We start from the raw sequence: 26,755 nt of genomic DNA on the forward strand, positions 1-26,755 counted from the left end.
TTCTAATGAGTAACACACAGCTTTCGGTTGGTGAACGCGTACAGCAGTTTCTCGACTTGGATAGAAACATCAGTATAAGTTTGTTAGATAGTCTCATCCTGCGTGGAATGATGAGTGTGAATGAAGAAAAAGCGGATCAGCTTCTTAATTTGGGTTCCTCAGTTATTGCCTTCAAACGCGATAAATTAATACTTAATGGAGAAGCAGATCTAAACGAATTTTATTACACAAAAGACTATCTGGGGAAACTATTTGGTGTCAATAATATAAACTCTTTTTACGAAGTAGTTGACGCTGACAACCAAAAGATATTATTTCTCTTTGAAATTGACACTGAGGCAGTATCTCGGAATGGTTTCAGATTTGTTGTGACTAGACAAAATCTTGGGACTATCATTTCATTAAAAATACAACAAGTATATGCCACCGGACTAGGAAAGTCTTTGCTTATTAGTGTTTATTCTCCTAATTTTTCAGCCCTCTCTTACGACAATATAGTTGATCACTTGAGAGTTTCTAGTAGGAATTTTAGTTATGTTTATCAGAAGGGTTATGTCCAAAATGGAACAGTTTTCTTAGATACAAACCTGAATGGAATTCCTGATCCTGGGGAACCGACAACCACTACAGATCGGAATGGTGTAGGTAATCTGTTTCTTACTGATGATGAATTTGCTCAGATTGACGTTAACAAAAATGACAAAATTGACCTGAATGAGGGGCGGATAGCCATGATTGGGGGATTCAATTCTGCTGCGGAAGTACCCAATGAAGGAATTCTGACGGCTGTTGCAGACCCCAACATTACAACCGTCACTCCTCTTACCAGCTTAGTTGAGCGTATGGCTCGGCGACTTTTAGCTGATCCAACCATTCCCGATCCCGTCAAAACGACTAATGACTTAATTCAAGAGCGGTGGTATCGCTACCTTGAACCCGCTTCCAATGTCCAACTGGTGGGTTATCATCCCGATCCGAATGATCCCCAAAAACCGTTAGAATATCCAGATCCTACCACGATTAGCATATTTGACCCCAACCTAGAGTTTGAGTTTGATAGCAATGGTTCATTTGATATCCAAGATCGAACCTACGCCGACATCGAAGCATTCATACAGGACGACACCTTGGATGAAGGCATTGTTAATCTTAAGACTTTTCTCAGTCCAGAAGCTTATGAGTACTTAATCGGCGCACAAATCGAAACCATCACCGAACTTTTTGGATTAGCTACAGAGCAACCTATTAACCAAGTGCTTGACCTGCTAGCCGATTCACTCCTCGATCCTAAACTGAACGATGCAAACAACTTAGGGATTAATAACCAATTCTACCAGTTGGTTATGAACTGGTTTGACGCAATCAACTCAAGCCTGGATTTCGACAAGCGCGATTTCATGGCAACGGTGATATCAGAAGCATCGCGCAATCTTGCCATTGAAGCTTACCAAGCCGTTCTAGACGATCAAGAACCAGATAGCTTTCGCGATGTTTATCGAGTGAATGGGAAAGTACAGCGGCTTATGGAAGTTGTTGAAGATAAGCTCAATCAAATTTATGAAGGCGAGTTTGATAACATAACCGTCCAAGAATACAACGACCTCTTCTCTTCAAAAGCTCTACAAGAAGACTTCGATAACTCAACCTACACTGCTGACAATATCTTCCCAGTTGACACCAAAAGCTTTACCCTCTCAATTCCTGAAGATGGTGAGTATGTGCTTCAAGTGTCTGACTTCCCCTTCATCAAGGGCGACACCGATGATACGCTCAAATCTGTTATCGTCAGTCCCCTTGAGGTCTTTATTGGGGCAAGCAAAGGCAGCCTCAAACTCGAAGGTCAAGAAATTACCGAAGAGACCGAGATTGCTGTAGAAGACATTCACGCAGGCTTACTCACCTACACCGCCGCCAAAGGTAGCCTTTCCACAAATTTCTTTGATTTTCGCGTCACAGATGGCAAGTTTTACTCGGAACAGTCCCAACGCGCTATCCTTGATATCGAGATGAAACCTTTCAGCTTGACGCAAACCTCCACAGATTTTACTAATCGTTTCCTACAATTCAACGGCAATGCCAAGGCTGCCAAACTGGAAGTAACTCTCACAGATAAACAACTCCAACCCTTTAGTGTGCATGAAATTGGAGTCTTTACCGTTGATGATGAACAGGGTCGAGTTGAGGGACTAATGCCGGAAGATGCGGGCTATATTCAGGCAGCTTTGAAAAAAGCTCAGGTAGTTTTTTCCATATTACCCGATAGCTTTGTAACGAATCCTACCCGGACATTATCGAAGCTGGGCAATCAACGGTTAGGCTTCTACTTGGTTCAAAACGGTACGACAGATGAAGTTCTAAATAACCCAAACGCCGCAAATAAAGTGTTGTTAGGTTCTCCCACACCTGGACAACCCCCAAATTCTTTCAGCCTCCAAAACGTTGGAGAAAACCTATTCCAACTAGAGTTCAAGACTCAGGGCGATCAATCTTCGCTTCTCAAATTGTCCTTGAAACCCACGGAAATAGAGGAATCTATCGGAATTACCCTTCAAGGTCAGCATGAACGGGAATTAGTGAATTTGTATAATTTTATTGGGCAGTCTGTACAGGCAGTTTTCCCTGTTGTGGCCAGTGAAGCTGCCTTTGCCAATACAGTTGGTTTCTATCGTGTTGAAAATCCTCAAGGTGCAGTGCTTGATCCGCTAACGGGAATGTTAGTCAAGCCAGGTGATGTTAATTACACACAAGTGGCTCTCCGCAGTAGCCAAAATTACGGGATTCACTTTGCTTCCCAAGCTGTAGGGACTTCTGGTACTTGGGAAGGTGGCTATCTGTATGCCCCCTTCATTATTGCCAACGGCACGATGGAACAGGCATTAAGCAATCAGGATAGCGCCCCTCTAGCCTACTTTGCCTATATTGGAGCCAATTCTGACAAGGTGGATCATATTCGACTGCTGGGCAACAACACCTGGGGATTTGAAGATCTGCATGGTGGCGGTGATTTTGACTTTAACGACATTGTGATTCAGGCTAAATTCAACCCTGTTGGCAGTTGATTACCGTTCTTTTGTTCTAGTGTGACCGAAAACCTGTTCCCACTTTGACTAAGAACTTATTTGGGAAAATATTTGGAGACAAAGGATATATTTCTCAAAAACTCTGGCTTGAACTTTGGTCTAATGGACTCAAATTAATCACTCCTTTCAAGAAAAATATGCGGAATAAGCTCTTGTCCCTGGAGGAGAAATTAATGCTCCGAAAACGCTCTTTAATTGAAACTGTTAATGACCAACTCAAAAATATTTCACAACTTGCTCATTCTCGACATCGAAGTGTTACTAATTTCATGGTTAATGTTGTTGCTGCAATAATAGCTTATACTTGGCAACCTAAAAAACCTTCTTTAAGATTTGATGAAAATGAAATTGAAACCTTACCAGTTTTATTAGCTTAATTACCAATTAAATATCAATATTACCTAATAGTAAATACATTTCAAAAAATTAATTTTTTGAGAACTTTTTGGCGTGGGCTTTAATTCTCAATAACCAATACTTATTGACAGAACTGTTGCTGTTACGTACTTTTAGACTTTTTATTTACATCGAACTCAGGTTAAATATAGATCCACCACCAGATTTGGCTATTGAAATTGATATTACTTCTCGGACTCGATTTGAGAATTATGAGATTTTGGGAGTTACTGAACTGTGGCGATATCAACAACAAGGGTTGGAGATTTTCTTGTTACAGTCAGGGAAATATATAAAATCTCAATCTAGTCCTAATTTTCCTAATATTCCCATTATTGAATTAGTTAATGAGTATGTGCAGCAGTGTTTGACTATTGGGAGAAGTCAGGCTATGCGGAATTTTAGGAATTGGGTTAGGGATAATTTGTAATTGCTATTTAGTAAAGTTGTAAAATTAAGGAATTGGCACAAATTCGTATTTTTTAGTGGTGGAGTTTTGTTGAACTTTGATGGGGAAAGTAGGATCATATCCAACCTTACGATTACCTGATGAAAACTGAATTTGTCCAGTTGCACCATCAACTGAAAATTTCGGATCACTCAGCGTCTGTTGTAGTTCGTAACGGGTACTGCTTTTTTGCAAACCTAAAATAATCGCTTTAGTTGCATCATAGGATGTTGCAGTTCGCCAGTTTACTGGGGCTTTCCACAATTGATTAGCATTTTTCACAAAGGGATTATCAGGAAATGCTGTGGAATGCCAAGGTAGAGAAGTTATTAGACCATTAATGTCTTTCCCTTCCTCTAAACTTTCTTTTGTAACCACAGCAGAAGTGCTAAATAAACTTAACTGGAAATTATTAGCTTTTACCAATGCTCTACCTCTCCTTTCTGTGTCCCTACTTTTATTTATGTATACAGCTAATACCAAAGCATCCGCACCACTATTTTTAGCTTCAGAAATGACTGCGTTAGGGTCAAATGTAGGGACAGAAATCTCGCATTTTGTGGGGTTAACCCGACGAAGTCCTATCAAGTTGTCAAAATTCTTTTTAAACGAGATGTTATCTGGATTTTGATCAGTACAGATGAGAAAGTTAGTTTTCTTCATCTTGTTAATCGCATAATCAGAAATGCTCTTTGCTATCGTTTCAATGCCAGGAGCAGTGCGAAAGATATATGTAGTGCTACTAGTCAGATCTTCGGCATAACTAGTAGGAGATATCATCACTAACCCTGATTGTTGATATACTGCGGATGCGGGTTTAGAAGCACGACTAGAATTATGTCCCACTACAGCCAAAATACTCTTATCCTTGACAAAATCACTAGCAATTTGTGGAGCAATCTTCGCATCATTATCATCATTAGCAATTACTACTTCTAATAAAGCTTTATTATTGATACCACCCTTATTATTCACCTCATTTTGTGCCTGTGCCACACCGCGTAGCATTTCTTCCGCTATACCCTTTTCAGTACCAATGGGTACGCTGACAGCAATTTTGAGCCGATTTCTATTCTCACGAGCTTTAGCATTGTTCAGATAAATCAATGCTTCTGGGTCTGTTGGTTCAGCTTTGCGATATAAATTTAACTTCTCAATAGCAGTTTTACAATCACCATCTAAAAATGCTTTAACTCCAGCTTCTTTATCTGGGTTTTTATCTTGTGTTAAGAGAATTTTTTCACCTAAACTAATTCTGTCATTCAAGTTATATGTCTCTTTATCACAGGAATTTGCAATAGGTGGTTGTCGAAATACATAACCAATCATTATTCCAATCATGCCGACTACTACGTATTGTAAAAGATTGATCTTAGGCAAATATAGAATAATTTTCTTCAGTGGAGGGATTGGGGAAATTTTACGATTGTTAATTTTGTCCACATCTTCATTCTTCAATCTCAATTCTTGTTGTAGCCTTTTTAATTCATCATGATTAATCTCGCTAGTCGGATTATTTTCCTGGGTTATCCTGAGAAATTCTGTCTTATATACATCCAATTTTCTCAGGTAATCTTTATGGGGTTTTAAAACTTCTTCCTCAATTGCAGTAGCTTTGTCAGGTTCTATTTCTAGCCGATTTTGTTGCTCAATTAATGCCACACGTCCGGTATCAGAAATCTGACCATTATCACCTATCCAAGACTTAACTATTCCCTTATATATATCTTCCCGGTTGTGAATAGGTGCTTTAGTTAGCATAATGTTAAAACCTTCTTTAATCACCGCTTGAATCTGCGGTTTCATTTCATGTTTACCTTCTTGAACTTTTCTTTGAACATATTGATGTAATTCATGAACAGAAATAAAACCATCATTATTTTCATCAGCTTCACCAGTTTCAATTCCTTGGACTAAATATTGAGTGTAAACAGATTCAAAAGAATACTGAGTTGAAGTGCTAGATGTGAGAACGGCTCGACCTTCTCCACCCAATTGAACCTTCTCAAAATTCAAAGATATATCATCTTCACCTTTAGTACCAGGAGAAAAAGCACCACTAAAGCAGCAATCTAAAATTATGACCTGTCTTCGGGAACGGCTACGATTATCGTTAATGATGTCATGGACAAAATCGGCTGAAACTGTGGAGGCTCTACTCAGTTCTCCCTGTTCATTTTTCCGGGTACTTTTAGTAGCAAAGTAAAGTTTGCCATTATCATGTTTAATCCCATGTCCAGAGAAATAAAGCAGCACAATATCATCTCTTTGACTACCTAAAAACAAGTTCTCAATAGCTGTTTGCATTTGCAGAGGATCAGGATTTAATAGGCATTCCACCTCAAAACCACCAATTTCTGGGTTTTGTAAAACTCGCTGCATGGCTTCAACATCTTTAATTGTCGCTGGCAATGGGTTCAGTCCAGATTCATATTCACTAACTGCAATTAGTAGGGCTATTTTCGCCATCTCGTTATTCTTTCCTTATATTGTGTAATTTCTTAGTTAGCTGCGATAAATTTTTGTGCTAATTCCAGTGCTGCTGTTAGTTCTTTCTGACCATTGGCTTTCACTTTCACCTTTTTTCCGTTGACTTCAACTTCCAATTCAATACTTTTGTTACCCAAGCCGCCCAACCATGCCAACAATTTATAACAATTACTAATAGTGACCTCAGCTTGCAAAGCCCCGACTAAAAAACCACCAACAGATTTAGCTCCTTCTGGTATTTCTGTCACTTCTACAAATCCAGCACTTTCCACATCTAAGTCTTTAATTTCTCCCAGCAGATTTCGTGTTTCCCGTTCCTGCTCCTCTGCATCGAAATCTGGATTGAAAAGAGTAATTGTGAATTTAACATGGGATTCTGAACTCATATTGCACCTGAGAAGTTTTTTTAAAGAGTTGATTATTATGATATATGCTTGTCTGTAATAATACGGGATAAAATCGGAAATTTTTCTAAATTTTCAGCAATTACCTCCATAATCAAATACTTTAAGTAGTGAGACAGAATTAATTACACAATTTCATTGCGTAAGCGTTGCGTGGCGTTAGCCATATGGAACGAAGTGAAATGAAGCAATTCCAAGGGTTGTGATTGCTTCCCTTCGCTCGCAATGACTGTAAATATTTTTGTCCAATTACTTAAGAAAGCTCTAAGTTACTCATGCTGAATGTGGGTTTGACGGAAAAAACTTCTGTTCTTCCCTCCCCTGCCCCCCTACTTCCCCTACCTCCCCTACCCCCCTACCCCCCTACCTCCCCTACCCCCCTACCTCCCCTACCCCCCTACCTCCTCTACCTCTCTTCTCCCCGTGCTTCCCCCACGAATGGACACCGGAAAATTTAATCCTGGAAAATGTAGTCTTCTAGGGGCTAAAATTGTTACGATAATTTCAGATTTGTTATTGAAACCTTGATCCAATCTGAAACCTTAGAATTACTAGAGTGGCCCCGTCTGTGCCAGCACCTTTCCACCTTTGCGGCAACTAAGTTAGGGGCGATAGTTGCGCGTAACCTGCCGATTCCTGAGACTCAGGTAGAAAGTGAACAGTTATTAGCGCAAACCAAAGAAGTTTACGAACTGGAAAGTCGTTTACATCCAGGGTTGTCGTTTGAGGGAATACAGGATATTGGTGATTCCCTGGAACGGGCAATACTCCAAAGTATTTTACCTGGTGAGGAACTGTTGGCGATCGCTACTACCTTGGCAGGAACAAGAAATTTACGTCGTGTTATTGATAATCAAGAAAATGTCCCCGTTTTATCCGATTTAGTTTCCCAATTGCGAACTTACCCCGAATTAGAACAGGAAATCCACCGTTGTATTGATGAACGGGGGCAAGTAACTGATCGTGCTAGTCAGAAAATGGGGGAAATTCGCATAGAATTGCGGAAAATTCGCGGACAAATCACCCAAAAACTCCAAAATATTATTCAAGCTAAATCGGGCGCTGTTCAAGAACAGTTAATTACTCAAAGAAGCGATCGCTTTGTTATCCCCGTTAAAGCCCCCCAAAAGGACGCAATTCCCGGCATTGTTCACGACACCTCTACCAGTGGTGCAACCCTGTATATAGAGCCTAATAGTGTCGTACCATTGGGTAATCAACTGCGGCAAGTCATCAGAAAAGAACAAACTGAAGCAGAAGTAATTCGCCGGACTTTAACAGAGAAGGTGGCCGCAGTTACCCCAGACTTAGAAAGATTATTAGCTATTGTCACCACCTTAGATTTAGCAGTTGCCAAATCCCGTTACAGTCTGTGGATAGGTTCTAATCCCCCACGTTTTGTGAATCGAGAAGACAATGAAATTATCACCTTGCGAAATCTGCGCCACCCCTTGCTAGTCTGGCAACAGCAGCATGAACAAGGAAATCCCGTCGTACCTGTAGATTTGTTAATTAGTCCCCAAATTCGGGTAGTTACAATTACCGGACCCAATACAGGTGGAAAAACTGTCACCTTAAAAACCTTGGGATTAGCCGCTATCATGTCCAAGGTGGGTTTATTCGTTCCCGCCCGTGAACCCGTAGAAATGCCTTGGTTTTCGCAAGTTTTAGCTGATATTGGGGATGAACAATCTTTACAACAGAGTTTATCCACATTTTCAGGACATATTCGCCGCATTAGTCGAATATTAGAAGCATTAGAGTCAGGAGGTAGGGGCGCAGGGCCTGCGCCCAACAATCAGGAAGAAAAAGAAGAAGGAGTCAGGAGTCAGGAGTCAGAAGTCAGTAGGGGCGGGGAAACCCCGCCCAGAAGTCGGGAGAAAGAAGAAGAAATAAAACTACCAATCCCCAGTCCCCAGTCCCTAGTTCTACTTGATGAAGTTGGTGCAGGTACAGATCCCGTTGAAGGAAGTGCATTAGCGATCGCTTTACTGAAATATCTCGCCAATCATACCCAGCTAACAATGGCTAGTACCCACTTTGGCGAACTCAAGGCATTAAAATACGAAGATCCTCGGTTTGAAAATGCTTCCGTAGAATTTAACGAAACCACACTTTCACCCACTTACCGTCTATTGTGGGGGATTCCTGGACGTTCTAACGCCCTGAGTATTGCCTTGCGTTTAGGCTTAAAACCAGAGGTAGTAGCAGCAGCGAAAACTCAAGTGGGAGAAGCCACAGACGAAGTAAACCAAGTTATCGCCGGTTTAGAAGCCCAACGTCGCAATCAGGAAACCAAAGCCGCCGAAGCCCAAAAATTATTACGTCAAGCCGAAAGATTATATAAAGAAGTTTCTGACAAAGCCGCGTCCTTAGAAGCCAGAGAAAAAGATTTGCGGGCTTCCCAAGAAATCGCCGTTCAACAAGCAATTACCCAAGCCAAAGGCGAAATTGCCCAAGTAATCCGCCGCTTGCAAAAAGGCACACCTAACGCCCAAGATGCCCAACAAGCCACTGCATCCCTAAGTCAAATTGCCCAAAAATACGAACCTGCACCACCACCTAAACCTAAGCCTGGGTTTATGCCGAAAGTGGGCGATCGCGTACGAATTCCCAAATTAGGACAAACCGCCGAAGTTTTAACAATTCCTGATGCTGACGGCAACTTTAACGTCCGTTTTGGCATCATGAAAATGACAGTCCAACTCCAAGATATAGAATCCTTAGATGGACAAAAACCCGAACCCATAGTTAAACCAAAACCAGCCCCAACGATAGTTACACCACCACCAGCCCCAGCTATTCGTACCTCCAAAAATACTGTGGATTTGCGCGGAAAACGAGTAGCCGATGCCGAATACATCTTAGATAAAGCTATTTCTGAAGCCGCTGGCCCCCTATGGATTATTCATGGACACGGTACTGGTAAACTCAAGCAAGGAGTCCACGTTTTCTTACAACAACACCCCAGAGTTACCCACTACGAACCAGCAGAACAAGCCGATGGTGGTACTGGTGTTACTATTGCTCATATCTAAAGGGAACAGGGAACAGGCAGGGGGCAGGGGGCAGGGAGAAATAACTCCCAATCACCAATTACCCATTCCCAATCTCGTTTCCAAATAGGTAACATTGACATACCTCCTCGTCAATCAGTCCGAGGATTCCTTAACGCTTCATTGGGTTGTGCTATTTCGATTTAGTCTTACCATCCCTCGACGTTCGTTTATAGTCTCCTAATGCCCTATGGCGACTATATCTAGTTTCCCATAAAGCCATCCTAGAAGAACGGGGCTTGTATCCCATATTTTTGGTCACAACTTCTTTCAGCCTGATCATTTATGCTAAAAGTTATGCACTCAACCGCTAATCCGACTATACCAAAATCACCTTGGGAGGATTTAAACCAAATCCCAGTCCCAAACACAACTCAATGGGAAAATATTAAAACTCAGTTAGATTTAGTGCTATTAGCCCTAGAAACCTTAACTGGTATTGGTTCAGAAGCCATGCTGTCAGCCGCAGCTAGTCTGAACTTAGAATCCAAAGTACCAGATCGGGTAGCATTGTGGCGATTACGGCAATCCAATCCCCTCCGCAAAAGTCAAGGGGGACGGAAAAAGTTAGATGTGGAAGAAGCGCGATCGCTAGTTCTCATTATCTGCCATCTCGCCAAACAACACCAAGAATTAATTCGTCGGGCTGTAGGTTTATTAGAACAATTGACAGCAAATAAGCAAAAACCTCACCAATCCGCCCTATTAGGAGACTATATAGACGCTTTTTGTAATACCTACCAAGACCGGATGGAAGAGGAAGAAGCAACTTCAACAGATTTGCTTACCAACCTCGCCCTCAAACTGTTAATAAATTTACTCTTTTATAGTGCATCTGGTGGACATCGGCGGTTGTGGTTAGCACTCATAGACCTTTCCACAAAATAATTAGCGATTTTTGATTTTCATTCCCTATCTAAAATCCAAAATACCTATTTTTTTTCTTTGCAATTGTTGTTATGTCTCCATCAAATTCTGTAATTCGTCGCTACACCCCCCCGACCTGTACATTAGAAATATCGGCGCAAAACTCCCCTTTGTCCAGGTGGACAGACAAAACTGTGATTAGTGATCTCAGTTTTAGCTTGCGATTTGATGATCCACGACTACCAGAAGCAGGTAAAATCCTCATTGAGGGCGATCGCCAGCAACTAGAAATTTTATGTGATGTCGTTACCACCTACGTTCAACAGCTTCTGCAACAATCTGCGGAAGATTTTAGTATTACCTTATTAGGCAGTGATCATCCCCACGCAACATCAGAACCAGAATTAACAGACATTCTCCCATCTCTCCTTCCTACCCAAAATATCCCATCCTTTAAAACCCAAACTTCCCAAACAAAAGCATATTTAAAACCCAGTCATAATTTAACTCATCAACTCTTTTTTGGTGATCTTGCTAACGAAACATCTGGACAAGTAATTGAACTGAGTTTACTACAACTATTTGATTTAGCAACAGCTTTAGACGAATACTCATCTGATATGGTCGTCTTACCAACTACCAGCCATCAAATTATTAAACCGAGTCTACCTCAGTGGGCCCCTATCGCCGCAGTCTTAGTATTAGCAGCCGGTTTAACACCATTCACCTGGCAATATGCCAATAACATTCAGAAAAATCGCCAGAAAGTCGCCAAAAACGCCCTCCAGTCTCCCGAACCAGTTGCTATAGAACCTACTCGACAAGATCCTATACCAACACCGTCTCTGCCGTTAATCACCCCTCAACCCCAACTAACACCACCACTTCCTAACCTGAGTACCCCCGCACCACCCCTTTCCTTTCCTAATGCAACCATCCCAGCCGCACCATCAAAAACATCTCAACCGCCATTAACCATACCATCCGATACTTCCTCCTATCCCCTAACTTCACAAGTTCCCCTACCAGGCATCATCCCCAATGCCAACATCACAAAAGTAACAAAAGCCATCCCCAATGCTTCAACTATTCCCAATAAAAAAGGAATAAATCCCCCCAAATCCAAGAATGTACCATCTGAGATTACCCAACCATCCCAGTCTATTGCCACCATCCCCAACAACAATTTGAGTAATATTCCTAACCTAATTCCCACCCCTGCTGCTGCGGAATTATTGCCAAGTGTTGCCGGAAATACTACCCCACAACAGCCATCTCCAACAGAAAATCAAGATAGTTTAGCAAGCAGATTAAGAACCGCAACCAAACCCACCTCAGATACCCCATCTACTGATAATAAAACGTTATTTGATACACCTCAAATAGCAGAAGCGAGAGAATACCTCAACAAGCGTTGGCAACCACCAACCGGACTTTCTCAAACTCTAGAATATAGTTTAACATTGAGTATTGACGGCAAAATCGAAAGAATTTTACCATTAAATCAAGTCGCCAGAGAATACATTGATAGTAGTGGTATTCCCGAAATTGGCAAACCCTTTGTTTCTAGTAATAAAGCTGGGCAAAACTTGAGAATCCGAGTTATCCTCAGTCCTGATAGCAAAGTGCAAACATTTCCAGAAACACCATAATCATCGAAAATTTGATTTTGGTACTCTACAGTAGGGTGTGTTAGCGACAGCGTAACGCACCATTATTAATAATTTATACTGCAAACGGTTCATAGTTTAACCAAATATGAAACCCCTCTGGTAAACCTCTCCTTTGCACCTCTCCCTAACCCTCTCCTAAGAGGAGAGGGAAAAGGAATAATATTTAATACTGGAGAGGCTTTGAACTTATTCTTTGTATGATAAAAAAGTCCAGCTTCTAGCCGTTTTGAGTATAAGCAGCGATCGCTGGACTTAGCAGATTTTCTAGTCTACTGGCGATTCCTACAGAGCGCTTCGCTATCGCCTCATTTTCTAGTTGGGGGCGATTCTTCTTCTTTGCGTAGTCTCGGTTGATACTCTTTGTAGGCTTCAAGGATGTCGCAACTGCTCTCAGGATAAACCTTACAGCCAAACGAGCAAAGCCGGCAGAGTATTGTTTTGACCTTTAATCATAATGCCTTTAGTTCCTGGCTTAACTGTTATTCCCACACTCGTCCGCAACCAGTCCAACATAGAGGTCATTGTGCCAAAGTATCCGAGTTGGTGTATAATAACAATATTGATATAGTGAGAGAGTGTGCAGTGCCTGAAACCCAGGTTGTTTTTTACCAGGAGGAGGATGGGGAAGTACCTGTTCTGGAATGGTTGACGCGACTTTTAAAAGAAGACCGCAAAGGATATGCAAACTGTATAGCCCGCATCAAGCAGCTTGCGGCATTAGGATACGAACTGCGTCGCCCTGGAGCGGATTACCTGCGAGATGGAATTTATGAATTGCGGGCAAAGCATATTCGTGTCCAGTACCGGATTTTGTACTTCTTTCATGGGCAAAACGTGGCGATTCTGGCACAAGCCATTACGAAAGAACAAGCAGCAGTACCAGCAATTGATATCGAACGAGCGATAGCGCGAAAGCGTTTATTTGAGGAAAGCCCAGAAGCGCACACTTACCACGAGGATGATGATGATGATGATGTCCAAGACTAAGGATGCGATTAAAATTATCGACAAGATGACTCGTACTGATCCTCAACTTGAGGCAATGGTAGCGGTATCTACCATTAATGCAGAAGTGGCACAGTTAATATATGAAGCCAGAACCAAAGCTGGGTTAACGCAGAAACAGTTGGCTGAACTGATTGGCACAAAACAACCAGTAATTGCACGGCTAGAAGATGCTGACTATGAAGGACATTCTCTTTCCATGCTGCAAAAAATCGCTCATGCTCTTAATCAGCGGTTAGTAATTCATCTGACTCCAATGGATGAGCAGCAAATTGCATAGTGACTGGCACAGGGTAAGGTGAAGTAAAACTTTCAGCCTTTTTGGTATTGAGTTAGGTCGAGGGGGAGTATTATCTCCCGCCCCTCCCAATTAGAACCGGACATACCCGTTTCCGTGTATCCGGCTCCCGACAGTCTCAGGCTTCCCTTTTGCTGGTGTGGATATATTGGTGACAGGATTGATGTACTGCAATCAAATTGTTGGGTTTCCGGTTATTGTGATTGCCATCAATGTGGTGAAGGTGTATATCTTCGTTATCTATAACCCACATTCCGCACCCTTGACTGTCACAAACGGTGATTACGGAGGTAAATTGATGAAAAATGAGTAAAAGAATACATTTATCTATAAAAAAACAAATTTTAGATAGGAAAATTGATTCAGATACATTCTCAATAAGAAGCAATAAAGAATGAGGGTGGTTTCTGGCAGAAAATATAATATAATTTTATTGTTAGTCTATCAAGACTTAATCATAACTTATATCCTTCTAGAAATAAACTTAAAAACAGCATTAAAACTTAAACTCATTAATAAAATCAATGAGTCAAATTGTATAATTAAACTATTAATAATGTTGATAAATCAACTTATATATCTGTAGTAATTACGGCAAGCTTCTGGGAGGAATAGGAGAATGTACTTCATTTCTGATGTCAAATTATAAAATTCTCTTTTTCCTTGAAAAGTCACAAGATGAACTGATTGAAAACATTGAAATATCCACCGCATAGTTGGATTGTTTATGGCCTTTCCTAATTGATTTTCTTCTTTGATTTTAGGACTTTTTTCGATAACTTCAATATTTTCTACTTGATGATATTTAAATTCTTTACTTATTTTTGTTAATTCCTTTCTAGCATCAGCCGCACAAGCAAATTTTTCTTGCGATAGGTTTTTTAACTTACTTTGAGTATTAGTCAAAGCTTTTTCTATTCTCTTTGATAATTTCTTTAAGTCAGATTTTTTTCTATCTTGACTTTGTACGATTAACCATCTTTGCTCTATATCTCCATAAGTTATTTTCTTCTCGGCATAAGAATATCCTGCTTTTTCACTTTTAACAAATTCCGATTCTGCTAAACTCATCACTAAGTTTTTTGCTGATTTTATCGTTAAGGGTACTCTGGTTAACCATTTGAGACTCGACATTAACTTGATATTTGATTCTGTATATAATGCGCTATCTGCTACTATCAAACTATCAACTTGTATTCTTTTCTGATATTCAACTGCGATTTCTCCAAATTTTTTAGAATCAACTTCATTCCCTGATACTGCTTTTATATATATTGGTATATCTCCATCTCCTGAACATACTAATTGTGTAATAAATTGTTTTAAATCTGGACGATGATCTCTAGAATAACCGTAAGTCAGCTTTATCGCTTGAGGTGATTGACTCTCTTCATTTTCTTTTTCTAATGAACCTGATTCTTTTGAATCTTCAAATATTACTGATGGTAAACTATTTTCATATTCTCCATGTACATGAAATGATGTTGAATCCAAGTGTGATGATGAGAGTGATATCTGATATATTTCTACTGCATTTAAACTGACGGCTAAAAATACTGTATCTAGTCCTTTTATAAATAATTTATCTAATACTCTCCCCAGCTTGTCATCATTGAGATATTCTGCTTTTACTCCTACACCAATTAAATGTTCACAAGCAATTAATTCAAAGAATTTTGGAAACATATATAACGGCTGTGACATCATACTTAAGCCGTTCAAAATCATCGCCTTTACCACCTGACCTGCACTGACTTTTTCTCCTGGCTCTGAACCTACTAAATTATTAATTATTTCTACAATCCCTATTGAATCTACTATTCCTGCTACTATCCCTAAATGGTCTATCTTCTTCAATTCCAGGTCTTTTGTACTAAACATGGTAACAGAAACTCCATATAAGTATCTGTTACCATGTTCTCATTTTTCTGTTGATTTAAAACGTTTTTTTAGTTTTTTATAGTCATTGAGGATAAAGCTTTCAATGATTCTGGACTAGGTTTTCCATTACAATCACCTCAGAATCAAAATTTCGTACTTAGTCGTTTTATTGACTATATATCTGCTTTAATAGTAATTATTCCTATTTAGCCTCAATAAATTTTAATCACCCCTCACAGGTATTAGTTCTTATGTACTAAATATATCGGTTTTCTTGGGGTGTGACACTTGGGGGTGCGGAATGTGGGTTCCAAAACTTCAAAGTTGCTGATTGCAAAATGAAGTGGTTGAAGATCGGCATTTTGTGCCATAATGAATTTGACTCCTATTTGTTCTAAGGAATTGGAGTTCCTGATTCGCCAAAATCAGAAAAAGTATATTAAAAATGACTGTCAGCGTGGCTACCAGCTAGGCTGGCATTTAATTTAATGAATGTATAGATGTATAAGTAAAAAGCTCTATTACACCCACGTTCTAAGAGTAGCACTCAATGTGGATGACTGTCAATGGAATTATGGAATTTTTGCACAAACCTGGCCATTATCATATTTATTATATGTTGACATAATCATAAAAGATTGTCAACAGATTACCCAAGATACAACTAAAACCCTTATCCCGTAATAAATACTGGCATCATTTATTAACATTTTAGGTATTTTTTATAATGTCTGGCTTTTTGCCTTTATTTTTGAACATAGTTTTGATGTTTAATTAATAGTTCGGCATACGATAGGACTCTTATTTGATTTCTGAACAGAATTTCAGATAAAACCCTTATTTAACGCGATTTTCCCTCTCAGTATACGTTCAAGATTCAAGGTTGATTGTTTTGGTTGTGCGATTTGCGGCCACTGCCTAACCTTCAATCTGACACCTGATTGCTTGATTAGTTAATCTAAAACTCTGTCAATTCGTTAAAAATAGATCCCCGACTTCTCAAAGAAGTCGGGGATCTGAGTCTTACTTAATCACAAGTATCAAATTAAACAGCAGCTAATTCTGGAGTCGGACGCTTACTGTTACGGATATTGGTAATCGCCTCAGCATAATCAGGAGCATTGAACACAGCCGAACCCGCTACAATAGCATTAGCGCCAGCTTCCAAAACTTGCCAAGTATTATTAGCTTTTAGTCCCCCGTCAACTTCAATCCAAGGATCTAAACCGCGTTCATCGCACATTTGACGCAACTTGCGGATTTTAGGAACTACGCTAGGAATGAAGCTTTGACCACCAAAACCGGGGTTAACGCTCATAATTAGCACTAAATCGCACAATTCTAGGACGTATTCAATTAACTCCAAAGGTGTACCCGGATTGAGTACAACTCCAGCTTTCTTACCGAGTTCTCTGATTTGTCCAAGAGTGCGGTGCAGGTGAGGAGATGCGTTGTGTTCTGCGTGGATAGAAATAATATCAGCACCGGCTTTAGCAAAACCTTCTACATACTTTTCTGGTTCCACAATCATCAAGTGGACATCCAGTGGTTTGGTTGTAACTGGACGAATCGCCTCCACAATCAGAGGACCTATTGTAATATTAGGGACAAAACGTCCATCCATTACATCAACGTGAATCCAATCTGCTCCCGCTTTGTCTACGGCGCGAATATCGTCACCCAGACGGCTAAAATCTGCTGATAGGATAGATGGAGCGATAACTATAGGCTTTTGAGATGAATTTTGGGTCATGGCTAGTGGGTTTTAAGCGTCTTCGTCTGTAGGCATTGTAACAAAATATGGAGAAATTATTAAAAATTAATTCAAAATTCAAATTTTTCAGAAAACTTTTCCCTGTTCCCTAAAAATATGAGTAAAAATTGGCTACTTTTTTGGAGTGTAGGTTTTTCTTGCTTGACTTTACCCGTCTGTGCTGGGGTGAAGTTGGCAAATTTTTTAGGTGCTAATGGTATTGATGCGCTGAAGCTACATCAAGCTCCTTATAATTTGACTGGGCGGAAAATTGCCATTGGTCAAGTAGAAATTGGTCGTCCGGGGATGTTTGGCTGGGATAAAGCCGTATCTAAAAATCGGGCTGTATCTCCATTTGCAGTGTTTTCACGCAACGTCCCGGCTAAATCAAATGTTGGTGTTGATCCTCATGCTTATAATGTTTCTGGCGTGATGGTGAGTCAAGATAAGGCTTTTCCTGGTGTCGCACCAAACGCCAGACTGTATTCTTCTGCTGTCGGATCTACAAAAAAAATCGGTCAACCAGAGGAGTGTTTATCAGCACAACATATTGCATTACAAAATGGTGGTGATGTGCGGGCGATTAATTTTAGTTTTGGTGAACCTCTTGAACGTGATCCTCGACCAGAAGCTATGTTAGATGGTAATGCTTTACTAACATTATGTATTGACTGGTCTAGCCGTGTTCATGATGTTGTCTATTCCATTGCTGGTAATCAAGGCAAAGGCGGGATTCCTATTCCTACAGATAATTTTAACGCAATTAATGTGGCTTTTTCTTCAGAACGCAAGGGAATTTTTAATAAAGTTCACGTTTCTAATTTGGCGAGTATTAATCAAGGTATAGAAAATCGGTTGGCTGGGAAAGAATTTAATATTGGGGGAAGAAGTGCAATTAGTTTAGTTGCACCTGGGACGAATATTCCTTTACTTAATCCTGATGGTAAGTTAAATAAATCTACAGGTACGAGTTTTGCTGCACCACAAGTCACGGCTACTGTGGCATTATTACAGGAATTTGTGGATAGACAGTTACGAATTAAACAAGCAAATTGGACTATTGATGCTCGTCGTCATCAAGTCATGAAAGCAATATTACTTAATTCTGCGGACAAGATTCAAGATAGTGGTGATGGTTTACGGTTGGGAATGACGAGGACTTTAATTGATAAACAAAATCAAGATTGGTTAGTTTCTAATGCTTACAAAAATTCCAAAATTCCCCTGGATGCTCAAATGGGAGCAGGTCATTTAAATGCTTTTCGAGCTTATCAACAGTTGAATGGTGGTGAATGGAAACCTAATACACCAGTTCCGCATATTGGTTGGGATTATGGTACTGTTAATGCTAATTCTTCTAAAGAATATGCTTTGCAAAAGAGTTTGAAACAAAATAGTTTTGTGGCTATTACTTTAAGTTGGGATCGTTTGGTGGAGTTGAATGATAAAGATAATAATCAGGAATATGATATAGGGGAAACATTTATAGATAAAGGATTAAATAATCTTGATGTCTATTTAGTTAAGGAAAATGGGAAAAATAATGAAGTTGTGGTTTGTGATTCTGTGAGTGAAGTTGATAGTGTGGAACATATTTTTTGTCCAGTTCCTACTAATGGTAACTATAAGATTCGGGTGCAATTCAAGAAGCAGGTGAATGAAGCTACTCAACCTTATGCTTTAGCTTGGTGGACTGTAGGTGAAAGGTGATAGATACAACAAAGTTCAGCAGATTAGCGTTTAATTTGTTGAGGAAAGTCAGGAACTAACAAAGAGTTTTCTAATTCACCTTGTTGATTATAGAACCTGATTTCACCTTGTTCATTACATAACCATACTTCAATTGCTTGAGCTTCTAAATATAATTGTTTCTTAAATTCCATTTCATCAATAGTATTGCCCGTAGATTTAACTTCTATACAAATTTCTGGTGCTATGGAAGCTGATATTTCATCTTGAATTTGATCAAATCTTGTATCTGAACACCAAACGACATCAGCAACTTTAACGCCGTCTGATGTATTGATTGCACATTCTGGCATGACTTCGCCAGTTTTTAATAAAGATTCTAATAGTCGTTGGATTCTTCCTTGATAAAAAGAGTGTTTAATTTTTACAGGACTCATGACAATTTGTCCCCATTTATTTAATTCAATTTTGAAGGGTAAATCTTGTAATTGTTTATTTTCACAAACTTCTTCCCATCTCATAATTATTTACCTAGATTGATCAGATTAATATCATTTTAACAGATTTTTCAAAGGAATAAAACTCATGTTTCACCAAGCCAAAATTCATCAGGTAGTGAATCATCAAAGTCATCGTTGAATATACAAGAACCATTTAAGAAGCAAGTTAATGAACCTACTCAACCTTATGCTTTGGCTTGGTGGACTGTGAGTGGAAAGTGATATATTTGGTTTGATAGCAGGCTTAAAATTATAGATTAATTTCAATTTAACCTTGGAGAAGATTTGCTATTCCATCCGCTGTTGAACGTCCTTCAATCATTTCTTGGAAATAGTAATTAAGGGGCGTTTCTTTGCTGACCGTATTTAAAATAATTCTATCTTTCTTGAAATGTCCAATAACTTGTTTTGCTAATAAAAATTCTGTTGAATCTTTTTGACAAAATCCTGAGTCATGCTTGCAAAAAGTCAACAAATAAATTAGGGATAAAAAAGCATTTTGTTTATATTGTTCCTTAAAGATTATAGAATCTTTTGTTAGCAAATAATTCATTATTTTCGTAAAATTATCTTTATAACTTAGAACTGAAGCTGATGAATGAAAATAATTAAAATTATAATACCAAAGTAAAATCCTGCCATAACCCCATAGATATTGGCTATTTTCTATATTATATTGAGTATTAAATAAATTAAAATATTTACGTTGCAATTCTTCATTTATTGCTAGTCTAGCTAGACATTGTAGATATTCATTTAATAGACCTGATAGATTAGGATTTTTACTGGCATTATTGAATTGTAATTCCAAATCGGAAAATAATTTATTGGAAGATATATATTGAGAAAACTGATATAATTTACCAGTTAAAATAATCGCATTATTTATTAATGTTTTATTTAAATGCTGATTATAAGTTAGTACGTTATATATAATGTCAACCATTCTAGAAAGGTTAGCATTATTTAATTCTGTTATCAGTTCCTTAACAATTTGCTCATTTGATGAAATATCTATAAACTGTAGTAAATCAGAATTTTGATTTGTTTTTGTTTTTGTTTTTATTATTTCTATAGCATTTCTAATACTTCTACTTAGCAAATCATAGTTGTTTTGGGTATAATTTTCATTGCTAATCTTATTTAATCTATGAGAAATATGATTTAAATAAGTTATAAAACTTTTAAAATTACTGTGTGTTTGTAACTTTTTAATTTGAGATAATGATTTTTGCTGACGATTTGCGGTTATTTGCTCAGGTAGAATATTTACTTGCGTTTCAAATTACTCCTGGAAATACAGATGACCGAAAACCTGTTCCCACTTTGACTAAGAACTTATTTGGGAAAATATTTGGAGACAAAGGATATATTTCTCAAAAACTCTGGCTTGAACTTTGGTCTAATGGACTCAAATTAATCACTCCTTTCAAGAAAAATATGCGGAATAAGCTCTTGTCCCTGGAGGAGAAATTAATGCTCCGAAAACGCTCTTTAATTGAAACTGTTAATGACCAACTCAAAAATATTTCACAACTTGCTCATTCTCGACATCGAAGTGTTACTAATTTCATGGTTAATGTTGTTGCTGCAATAATAGCTTATACTTGGCAACCTAAAAAACCTTCTTTAAGATTTGATGAAAATGAAATTGAAACCTTACCAGTTTTATTAGCTTAATTACCAATTAAATATCAATATTACCTAATAGTAAATACATTTCAAAAAATTAATTTTTTGAGAACTTTTTGGCGTGGGCTTTAATTCTCAATAACCAATACTTATTGACAGAACTGTTGCTGTTACGTACTTTTAGACTTTTTATTTACATCGAACTCAGGTGTCATCTAATAAAGCATTTCTAAAAGGCCATAATTTTTCTTTTTCATTCTTTCTTCTCAAGTATTCTAAATAAGCCTCATAAAAACTTCTGTAAATGGTATTTTGTTGTAGAACATAATTTGGTTTTGTAAATTTATAGCTTCTATCCTGAATGGTTTTAACTATTGGTTGTTGTTTAAATAAATCAATAACTAACCTGATTTTTATAATTTCCTCTTTAAATTGACTTGCTCCACTTCTTTCATATTGAAAACAATTTAAATGTAAAATCTGACTAAAATAAACTAGAAACTTATTCTCAGGTGTGTTAAAATCTTGATAGCGTTGAATCCCCATTAACTGTTGCTTTGAACCTGCTTTTTCTACAGCAGTTAATCCAGGTCTGCGAACATAATCCCGCAAACAATAACTATCTATTTCTTGAATTCTACCCACAGGCATCAATTCCGCTTGTCTTCTCAGTTGATGACGCAATTTATCACTTATTGCTTCTAGCTTACGACGCAATTGATATCTTCTGTCTAAGCTAATAACAATCGGTAAATTTGCATCTTCAATATTTACTAATTCTAAATTATCTGCTAATTCAGTTAGTAAAACTTGTACCTTTCCTATTTTTTTGCTACTCAATATTTCTGTAAACATTCCAATAAATAACCGCATTAATTCAGCCGTTGTTTCATCTAAACGTTTACCTAATCTATTTTTCCATGCTTGGATTTCTGGCTCTTTTTTGATAGTCTCTACATCTAACACTTCATCACTAACAGATAAAGGATAAGACTGTCCAAAAATATCTAAAGTTAATACAGACTTTAACTCAAAATTAGGATGTTGTAAATCAGGAGGTTGCAAATAAGGAAACCCAAATTCATAAACTTTATCAGTAATAGGAATTAACCAAGATATTTCTGATAATATTTGCTTTTCCTCTAACTCTGATTCTAAAACAATGATCGGACTTGGTTAATTACCGCAATGCGATTTTCTAATTCTTGTTGTTGTTGCTTGAGAGTCGTTAATTTTTGATCAACCTGTTGTAATTCTGCTTGTTTTTGCTTGTATTGTCCTTTGATTGGTGCTAGTGCTTGTTCCTCCTTTTGCAATGCTTCTACTTTCGGTTGAATAATTATCAACTGTTGATTTAACTTTGTTAACTCCTCTTGTGTAGCTACCAGTTTTTTGAGCTTATCTAATTCACTTACTATATTAATTTGTCTCTTATCCTGTAATTTACCAGCAACAGCAGCACCTATAATTGCTCCTGTAGTGCTTCCTAACAAACCCACGCTGACTTGTCCTGTAAAAGAACCAGTGATACCAACCCCAAAAGTAAAAGCACCAACTATCATCCAGTCTGAGAACTGTCTCATCTCCACACCTTAACGATATTTATCTAAGCTACTCAACCAATTTCATTAAATCATAATTAGAAATAAAAATATGTTAAAATTACTGAAATTACGTTACATTTATTTAGTAGTAAGCTGAAATTGAGCGCAGAAACCCGCCTACGGTGGGCAATTCCCCTACGTAAATTTCAAAATCAAATATGAGTTACATATATGACTATAATTATCACCAATGACGATGGTATTGACGCTCCGGGTATTGCAGCTTTATTGAAAGCAGTAAATGGTAAGTCGGTAATTATTGCTGCACCACAATCCCATCAATCAGGCTGTGGACATCAAGTTACTACCCGTCAACCGATTAATCTGCAACGGCGTTCTGATTTTGAATATGCGATCGCCGGCACTCCTGCTGATTGTATCCGAGTTGCCATTTCACATATTGCACCAAATATCAAGTATGTGATTTCTGGTATTAATGCTGGTGGAAATTTAGGCGTTGATGCGTATATTTCTGGGACTGTGGCTGCTGTCAGAGAGGCTGCTATGCACGGGATTCCCGGAATTGCTGTTTCTCAATATCGTCAAGGTAAACGTGATTATGATTGGGATACGGCTGTTAAATGGACATCTGCATTATTAAAGGATTTGATGGAACTTCCTCTAGAACCTGGATGTTTTTGGAATGTCAATCTACCGCACCTGTTACCGCAACAAGCAGATCCAGAAGTGGTATTTTGTCAACCTTGTACGAAACCTTTACCTGTTAATTACCGAATGGAAGGTGATGATTTTTACTATACAGGAGAATATGGTAAACGAGAACGGACTCCTAATAGTGATGTTGATATATGTTTTTCTGGAAAAATCGCGGTGACAAAGTTAAGAGTTTAAGGTAATTAAGGCTTACTAATTCAGCTTCTAAATTCTTCTTCCTTCTTTCTTCTTTCTTCTTCCCTCTTCCTGACTCCTGAACTCCTGAACTCCTGATAGCATAGCGTGGCGTTAGCCATACTCCTGAACTCCTGACTCCTGAACTCCTTCCATCATTATTCATTTTGCAATAAGGATACAAGTCCATCTAAGGTTTGTGACAATTGAGTGATTTGTTCCATAGAATCCTTCTGCGAGTCAGCCAAACTTTGCACAGCGTCACATAAAGCAAAAATCTGATAACCTTGCTGCTGTACTTGTTTTCCTTGGGCTTCTATTTGTAGACTCAGAGCATCAACTCTGTGAGCAAGACGTTCAATTGTCTCAGTTGTCGAGAGTACAGCGTCTCCAATTTGTTCAACAATAGATTCTAAGCGACTGATTCTTGTTTCTATTCCAGTTGCAATCATTTCTGGCCTGCTCCAATCTTGAGGAAAAATCATCACAGTAATATTCCTAAATATTCATTCAATAGTTTCATAATCAGCATTATTAATAAATAAAGTAATTTGTCATCATTCCTCTTAGTTTTGACCTTTAACTTCCGCCAAGCGGTGCTAATCCCAATACCTATTCCCTAACTCCTACGTTAAATTATTGAGTAGCCCAAAAATACGATACCAATTGCACAGAATACTAAACCAGCAAAACGGATGATTTTAGGTAAGATTTGATTAATTTCATTGATGCCAAAATTTACACCTATTTTTCTGGCACTCATGATAATTACTGTTTGAGTGAAGGCAACACTAATTACAAAGATAATCATAGTTAATGTTTCTGCACCGATGATGGATGTAGCATCGGAGTAACCTTGAAATATCCCAGCAGTAGCACTTAATAAAGCTATTGCTAACCAATGAATAGGAATTGGTGTAACTAACATTACTCCTAATGCAATGGTACAAATAGCGATCGCTATTGCTGGTGCAGGTAAGATCACTGGAGATAAATTAATCAATTGTCCACAGATAGCAGCAATAACAAAAGTGATATTTAGCCAATTACCACGGGTAAATCTAGCGGAAAATAAACCTAATGCTACAATCCCTGCAAAACGGTCTAAACTAATCACTGGATCGGCTATGCCCCAAATAAAACCTTCCCAGATGTTGGAAACATTATGTTCAATGGGTGATCCACCGGCTGAAGTCAGTAAACTAATGACGACTAAAATGGCGATAGATCCTAAAAGACGCTGCTGTTTAGATGTTAATAAGTTACTGGACTCAGAAGCTACTAACTGTGAATTTTTAGACATCTTTAGATTATGCTGGTTGGTAATTAATACTACTGCTAATTATTACAAAAATTAATCCATTTTGGCTCAATGTAATAGTTCTTCTACTTGATGTTGATTCCACAAATTTTGATAAAGTCCAGGCTGTTCTACCAGTTCTGAGTGATGACCCGTTTGAACGATTTTCCCCTGTTCCATGACCAAAATTCGGTCAGATGTGGCAGCAGCAGCAAGTTGGTGAGTAATAAAAATTACGGTTTTTCTTTTTGTCCCTGTAGCCAGATTGGTGAGGATTTGTGTAGCGGTTTGATTGTCTACACTGGATAGGGCATCATCTAACAGCAAGATGGGGGCATCAATTAACATTGCTCTTGCTAAAGCTGTGCGTTGTCTTTGTCCACCAGAAAGGGTAATTCCTCGCTCACCCACTAAGGTTTCATACTGTTGGGGGAAATTCTGAATTTCTGCGTCAATTTGCGCCATTTTGGCGGCGTAAACTACGTCTTCTTCGGCGGAGACAGGATCACCATAACGGATATTATTTTTGACGGTGGTACTGAATAAAAAGCTATCTTGTGGTACGTAGGCGATCGCACCACGTAAATCACTCACAGCTAGTTTTGTCACATCCAACCCATCTAAAAACAACTGTCCTGGCTGAATATCCAATAATCTGGGGACAGCATTCGCTAAGGTTGATTTTCCTGAACCAACCGGACCAACAATAGCTACTACTTCCCCAGGAGCAATCCTAAAATTAAGATGTTCTAGAACTGGGGTATTTACGCCGGGGTAGGTGTAACTAAAGTTTACTGCTGTCAGTTCCCCTTTGAGTTTGTTAACCTCCAGATGAATACTATCTGGTGTGTCTTGAATTTTGGGAGTCACACTGAGAATAGTTTCTAAACGGTCAATACTGACTTCACCCCGTTGGTAAGCAGTAATGGTGAATCCTAATAAAGCGGTAGGGAAAATTAATCGCTCTACATAAATTAGCAAAGCCAGAAAATCACCAATGGCAAGAGTTCCAGAGGATATTCTGGCTGTACCTAACCAAATAATAATCAAAGAACTGAGACTTGCTAACCCACCAATGAGCGGAAATAGGGTGTTGCGCGTTTTAGCTAGTTTGAGGTTAGCGGTTAATAGCTGTTCATTTTTCTGACTAAATGCTTGACGCTCATTGTCTTCTTGGGCGTAGATTTTAATCAGTGCCATACCGCTCATATCTTCCCGTACCAGTTCACTAATTTCTGCAAGTTGTTCTTGGACTGCGGTTTGTTCGTTACGCAAGCGATCGCTAAAAAAATGCACCATCAAAAACATGAACGGGTACACTGCTAATGATGCCAATGTCAGTTCCGCACTCAGAGACAACATCACTGGTAATGTCAGAGTATAGGCAAAAAAAGTATTTGCCAAACTTAATACAGCAAAACCTACCAACCGTCGAATATTATCTACATCACTGGTAGCGCGACTAATTAAATCCCCCGGAGTATTAACCGTAAAATAAGCAGGTTCTAATTGCAGCAGGTGTTGAAAAATTCGCTGTTTGAGGTCAAATTCCACCTGTCTTCCCACACCAAATATCCAAATCCGAGAAGCCATTCGCATCATCCACATAGCGGAACTAAGTAGGGCGATAAGGACTACATAATGGATGATTTGGCGAAAACTAAAACTCTTAGATAGAGTATCTACCCCTGAACGGATTAACAAAGGAATATATACACCCAGCCCATTGACAACTAATAAAGCAATAATACCGAAAACGGTTTCGCGCCAATAGGGGCGTAAATAAGCAGCGATTTTATCAAGTCTGTGTGATTTGGCCATGCCAACAAT

Annotated in this window: 21 protein-coding genes and 2 pseudogenes; 11 read left to right on the top strand and 12 right to left on the bottom strand. The window is 38.6% G+C overall.

What is annotated here, in order from left to right; genetic code table 11:
* Window positions 1-5 precede the first annotated feature (5 nt).
* From HEQ36_RS02710 to HEQ36_RS02720, 3 genes and pseudogenes are all read left to right on the top strand, one after another.
* Window positions 6-3,059, top strand: coding sequence for a DUF4114 domain-containing protein (locus HEQ36_RS02710; RefSeq protein ID WP_168637177.1), 3,054 nt, complete (start codon window positions 6-8; stop codon window positions 3,057-3,059).
* Between the two features lie 35 nt (window positions 3,060-3,094).
* A pseudogene (locus tag HEQ36_RS02715) lies at window positions 3,095-3,457 on the top strand (transposase); the annotation flags it as partial.
* A 161-nt stretch (window positions 3,458-3,618) separates the two neighbouring features.
* Window positions 3,619-3,906 (top strand): annotated as a pseudogene (locus tag HEQ36_RS02720) (Uma2 family endonuclease); the annotation flags it as partial.
* 24 nt (window positions 3,907-3,930) lie between these two features.
* Here the strand turns inward: HEQ36_RS02720 and HEQ36_RS02725 are convergent.
* Window positions 3,931-6,393, bottom strand: a complete 2,463-nt coding sequence (locus HEQ36_RS02725) for a caspase family protein (protein WP_168637178.1) — start codon at window positions 6,391-6,393, stop codon at window positions 3,931-3,933.
* A 32-nt stretch (window positions 6,394-6,425) separates the two neighbouring features.
* Entirely contained in the window at window positions 6,426-6,800 is a 375-nt protein-coding gene (locus tag HEQ36_RS02730; RefSeq protein WP_168637179.1) for a hypothetical protein, read from the bottom strand.
* A 542-nt stretch (window positions 6,801-7,342) separates the two neighbouring features.
* Between HEQ36_RS02730 and HEQ36_RS02735 the strand changes: the two genes are divergently transcribed.
* From HEQ36_RS02735 to HEQ36_RS02745, 3 genes are all read left to right on the top strand, one after another.
* Window positions 7,343-9,856 (top strand): endonuclease MutS2, encoded by a 2,514-nt coding sequence (locus tag HEQ36_RS02735; protein WP_168637180.1) that lies wholly within the window; start codon window positions 7,343-7,345, stop codon window positions 9,854-9,856.
* Window positions 9,857-10,159: 303 nt separating this feature from the next.
* Complete coding sequence (locus tag HEQ36_RS02740) at window positions 10,160-10,762, top strand: DUF3038 domain-containing protein (protein WP_168637181.1); 603 nt, start codon at window positions 10,160-10,162, stop codon at window positions 10,760-10,762.
* Window positions 10,763-10,833: 71 nt separating this feature from the next.
* Window positions 10,834-12,393, top strand: a complete 1,560-nt coding sequence (locus HEQ36_RS02745) for a DUF4335 domain-containing protein (RefSeq protein ID WP_168637182.1) — start codon at window positions 10,834-10,836, stop codon at window positions 12,391-12,393.
* A gap of 238 nt (window positions 12,394-12,631) precedes the next feature.
* On the opposite strand, the gene HEQ36_RS02750 is transcribed toward HEQ36_RS02745, so the two are convergent.
* Entirely contained in the window at window positions 12,632-12,787 is a 156-nt protein-coding gene (locus HEQ36_RS02750) for a hypothetical protein (protein WP_160290008.1), read from the bottom strand.
* 209 nt (window positions 12,788-12,996) lie between these two features.
* On the opposite strand from HEQ36_RS02750, the gene HEQ36_RS02755 reads away from it, so the two are divergent.
* Both HEQ36_RS02755 and HEQ36_RS02760 read left to right on the top strand, forming a co-directional pair.
* The gene (locus tag HEQ36_RS02755; protein WP_168637183.1) at window positions 12,997-13,401 is read left to right on the top strand and encodes a type II toxin-antitoxin system RelE/ParE family toxin; all 405 of its coding nucleotides are present in this window, start codon (window positions 12,997-12,999) and stop codon (window positions 13,399-13,401) included.
* Window positions 13,388-13,699: a helix-turn-helix transcriptional regulator gene (locus HEQ36_RS02760; protein WP_039203067.1), complete on the top strand. Its 312-nt coding sequence runs from the start codon at window positions 13,388-13,390 to the stop codon at window positions 13,697-13,699. The genes HEQ36_RS02755 and HEQ36_RS02760 overlap by 14 nt, the downstream gene beginning before the upstream one ends.
* A gap of 585 nt (window positions 13,700-14,284) precedes the next feature.
* Here HEQ36_RS02760 and HEQ36_RS02765 read toward each other — a convergent pair.
* Window positions 14,285-15,598 carry an IS1634 family transposase gene (locus tag HEQ36_RS02765; protein ID WP_081424133.1) on the bottom strand — a complete coding sequence of 438 codons (1,314 nt, stop codon included), beginning with the start codon at window positions 15,596-15,598 and terminating at the stop codon, window positions 14,285-14,287.
* 1,045 nt (window positions 15,599-16,643) lie between these two features.
* A complete protein-coding gene (gene rpe, locus HEQ36_RS02770; protein WP_168637184.1) occupies window positions 16,644-17,351 on the bottom strand; it encodes a ribulose-phosphate 3-epimerase in 708 nt (235 codons plus the stop codon).
* A 117-nt stretch (window positions 17,352-17,468) separates the two neighbouring features.
* Between rpe and HEQ36_RS02775 the strand changes: the two genes are divergently transcribed.
* The gene (locus HEQ36_RS02775) at window positions 17,469-19,061 is read left to right on the top strand and encodes a S8 family serine peptidase (protein WP_168637185.1); all 1,593 of its coding nucleotides are present in this window, start codon (window positions 17,469-17,471) and stop codon (window positions 19,059-19,061) included.
* A gap of 23 nt (window positions 19,062-19,084) precedes the next feature.
* On the opposite strand, the gene HEQ36_RS02780 is transcribed toward HEQ36_RS02775, so the two are convergent.
* Both HEQ36_RS02780 and HEQ36_RS02785 read right to left on the bottom strand, forming a co-directional pair.
* On the bottom strand, window positions 19,085-19,561 hold the full coding sequence (locus HEQ36_RS02780; protein WP_027401921.1) for a Uma2 family endonuclease: 477 nt from the start codon (window positions 19,559-19,561) through the stop codon (window positions 19,085-19,087).
* Window positions 19,562-19,808: 247 nt separating this feature from the next.
* A complete protein-coding gene (locus tag HEQ36_RS02785) occupies window positions 19,809-20,642 on the bottom strand; it encodes a hypothetical protein (protein WP_168637186.1) in 834 nt (277 codons plus the stop codon).
* A gap of 122 nt (window positions 20,643-20,764) precedes the next feature.
* Here HEQ36_RS02785 and HEQ36_RS02790 point away from each other — a divergent pair, with 122 nt between their 5' ends.
* Window positions 20,765-21,220 (top strand): IS982 family transposase, encoded by a 456-nt coding sequence (locus HEQ36_RS02790; RefSeq protein WP_290706666.1) that lies wholly within the window; start codon window positions 20,765-20,767, stop codon window positions 21,218-21,220.
* A gap of 156 nt (window positions 21,221-21,376) precedes the next feature.
* On the opposite strand, the gene HEQ36_RS02795 is transcribed toward HEQ36_RS02790, so the two are convergent.
* Window positions 21,377-22,237 (bottom strand): DUF2357 domain-containing protein, encoded by an 861-nt coding sequence (locus HEQ36_RS02795; RefSeq protein WP_290706669.1) that lies wholly within the window; start codon window positions 22,235-22,237, stop codon window positions 21,377-21,379.
* A gap of 89 nt (window positions 22,238-22,326) precedes the next feature.
* Window positions 22,327-22,755 (bottom strand): hypothetical protein, encoded by a 429-nt coding sequence (locus HEQ36_RS02800; RefSeq protein WP_168637188.1) that lies wholly within the window; start codon window positions 22,753-22,755, stop codon window positions 22,327-22,329.
* Between the two features lie 192 nt (window positions 22,756-22,947).
* Between HEQ36_RS02800 and surE the strand changes: the two genes are divergently transcribed.
* Window positions 22,948-23,628, top strand: a complete 681-nt coding sequence (gene surE, locus HEQ36_RS02805) for a 5'/3'-nucleotidase SurE (protein ID WP_168637189.1) — start codon at window positions 22,948-22,950, stop codon at window positions 23,626-23,628.
* A 155-nt stretch (window positions 23,629-23,783) separates the two neighbouring features.
* Here surE and HEQ36_RS02810 read toward each other — a convergent pair whose 3' ends face one another.
* The 3 genes from HEQ36_RS02810 to HEQ36_RS02820 form a co-directional block, all read right to left on the bottom strand.
* The gene (locus HEQ36_RS02810) at window positions 23,784-24,077 is read right to left on the bottom strand and encodes a hypothetical protein (protein WP_172891230.1); all 294 of its coding nucleotides are present in this window, start codon (window positions 24,075-24,077) and stop codon (window positions 23,784-23,786) included.
* A 179-nt stretch (window positions 24,078-24,256) separates the two neighbouring features.
* Window positions 24,257-24,928 (bottom strand): HupE/UreJ family protein, encoded by a 672-nt coding sequence (locus HEQ36_RS02815; RefSeq protein WP_168637190.1) that lies wholly within the window; start codon window positions 24,926-24,928, stop codon window positions 24,257-24,259.
* Between the two features lie 66 nt (window positions 24,929-24,994).
* Complete coding sequence (locus HEQ36_RS02820; RefSeq protein WP_168637191.1) at window positions 24,995-26,746, bottom strand: ABC transporter ATP-binding protein; 1,752 nt, start codon at window positions 26,744-26,746, stop codon at window positions 24,995-24,997.
* Window positions 26,747-26,755: the final 9 nt, after the last annotated feature.

Source organism: Anabaena sp. 54 (assembly GCF_017355725.1).
Lineage (GTDB): Bacteria > Cyanobacteriota > Cyanobacteriia > Cyanobacteriales > Nostocaceae > Dolichospermum > Dolichospermum heterosporum.

Excerpts from the sequence above, each read along its gene's own strand:
- HEQ36_RS02810 (WP_172891230.1), bottom strand. The coding sequence starts at position 24,077 with ATGATTGCAACTGGAATAGAAACAAGAATCAGTCGCTTAGAATCTATT.
- HEQ36_RS02745 (WP_168637182.1), top strand. The coding sequence starts at position 10,834 with ATGTCTCCATCAAATTCTGTAATTCGTCGCTACACCCCCCCGACCTGT.
- surE (WP_168637189.1), top strand. The coding sequence starts at position 22,948 with ATGACTATAATTATCACCAATGACGATGGTATTGACGCTCCGGGTATT.
- HEQ36_RS02780 (WP_027401921.1), bottom strand. The coding sequence starts at position 19,561 with ATGAGATGGGAAGAAGTTTGTGAAAATAAACAATTACAAGATTTACCC.
- HEQ36_RS02815 (WP_168637190.1), bottom strand. The coding sequence starts at position 24,928 with ATGTCTAAAAATTCACAGTTAGTAGCTTCTGAGTCCAGTAACTTATTA.
- HEQ36_RS02790 (WP_290706666.1), top strand. The coding sequence starts at position 20,765 with ATGATTTTTGCTGACGATTTGCGGTTATTTGCTCAGGTAGAATATTTA.
- HEQ36_RS02820 (WP_168637191.1), bottom strand. The coding sequence starts at position 26,746 with ATGGCCAAATCACACAGACTTGATAAAATCGCTGCTTATTTACGCCCC.
- HEQ36_RS02710 (WP_168637177.1), top strand. The coding sequence starts at position 6 with ATGAGTAACACACAGCTTTCGGTTGGTGAACGCGTACAGCAGTTTCTC.
- HEQ36_RS02740 (WP_168637181.1), top strand. The coding sequence starts at position 10,160 with ATGCTAAAAGTTATGCACTCAACCGCTAATCCGACTATACCAAAATCA.
- HEQ36_RS02760 (WP_039203067.1), top strand. The coding sequence starts at position 13,388 with ATGTCCAAGACTAAGGATGCGATTAAAATTATCGACAAGATGACTCGT.
- HEQ36_RS02730 (WP_168637179.1), bottom strand. The coding sequence starts at position 6,800 with ATGAGTTCAGAATCCCATGTTAAATTCACAATTACTCTTTTCAATCCA.
- rpe (WP_168637184.1), bottom strand. The coding sequence starts at position 17,351 with ATGACCCAAAATTCATCTCAAAAGCCTATAGTTATCGCTCCATCTATC.
- HEQ36_RS02775 (WP_168637185.1), top strand. The coding sequence starts at position 17,469 with ATGAGTAAAAATTGGCTACTTTTTTGGAGTGTAGGTTTTTCTTGCTTG.
- HEQ36_RS02725 (WP_168637178.1), bottom strand. The coding sequence starts at position 6,393 with ATGGCGAAAATAGCCCTACTAATTGCAGTTAGTGAATATGAATCTGGA.
- HEQ36_RS02765 (WP_081424133.1), bottom strand. The coding sequence starts at position 15,598 with ATGTTTAGTACAAAAGACCTGGAATTGAAGAAGATAGACCATTTAGGG.
- HEQ36_RS02800 (WP_168637188.1), bottom strand. The coding sequence starts at position 22,755 with ATGAGACAGTTCTCAGACTGGATGATAGTTGGTGCTTTTACTTTTGGG.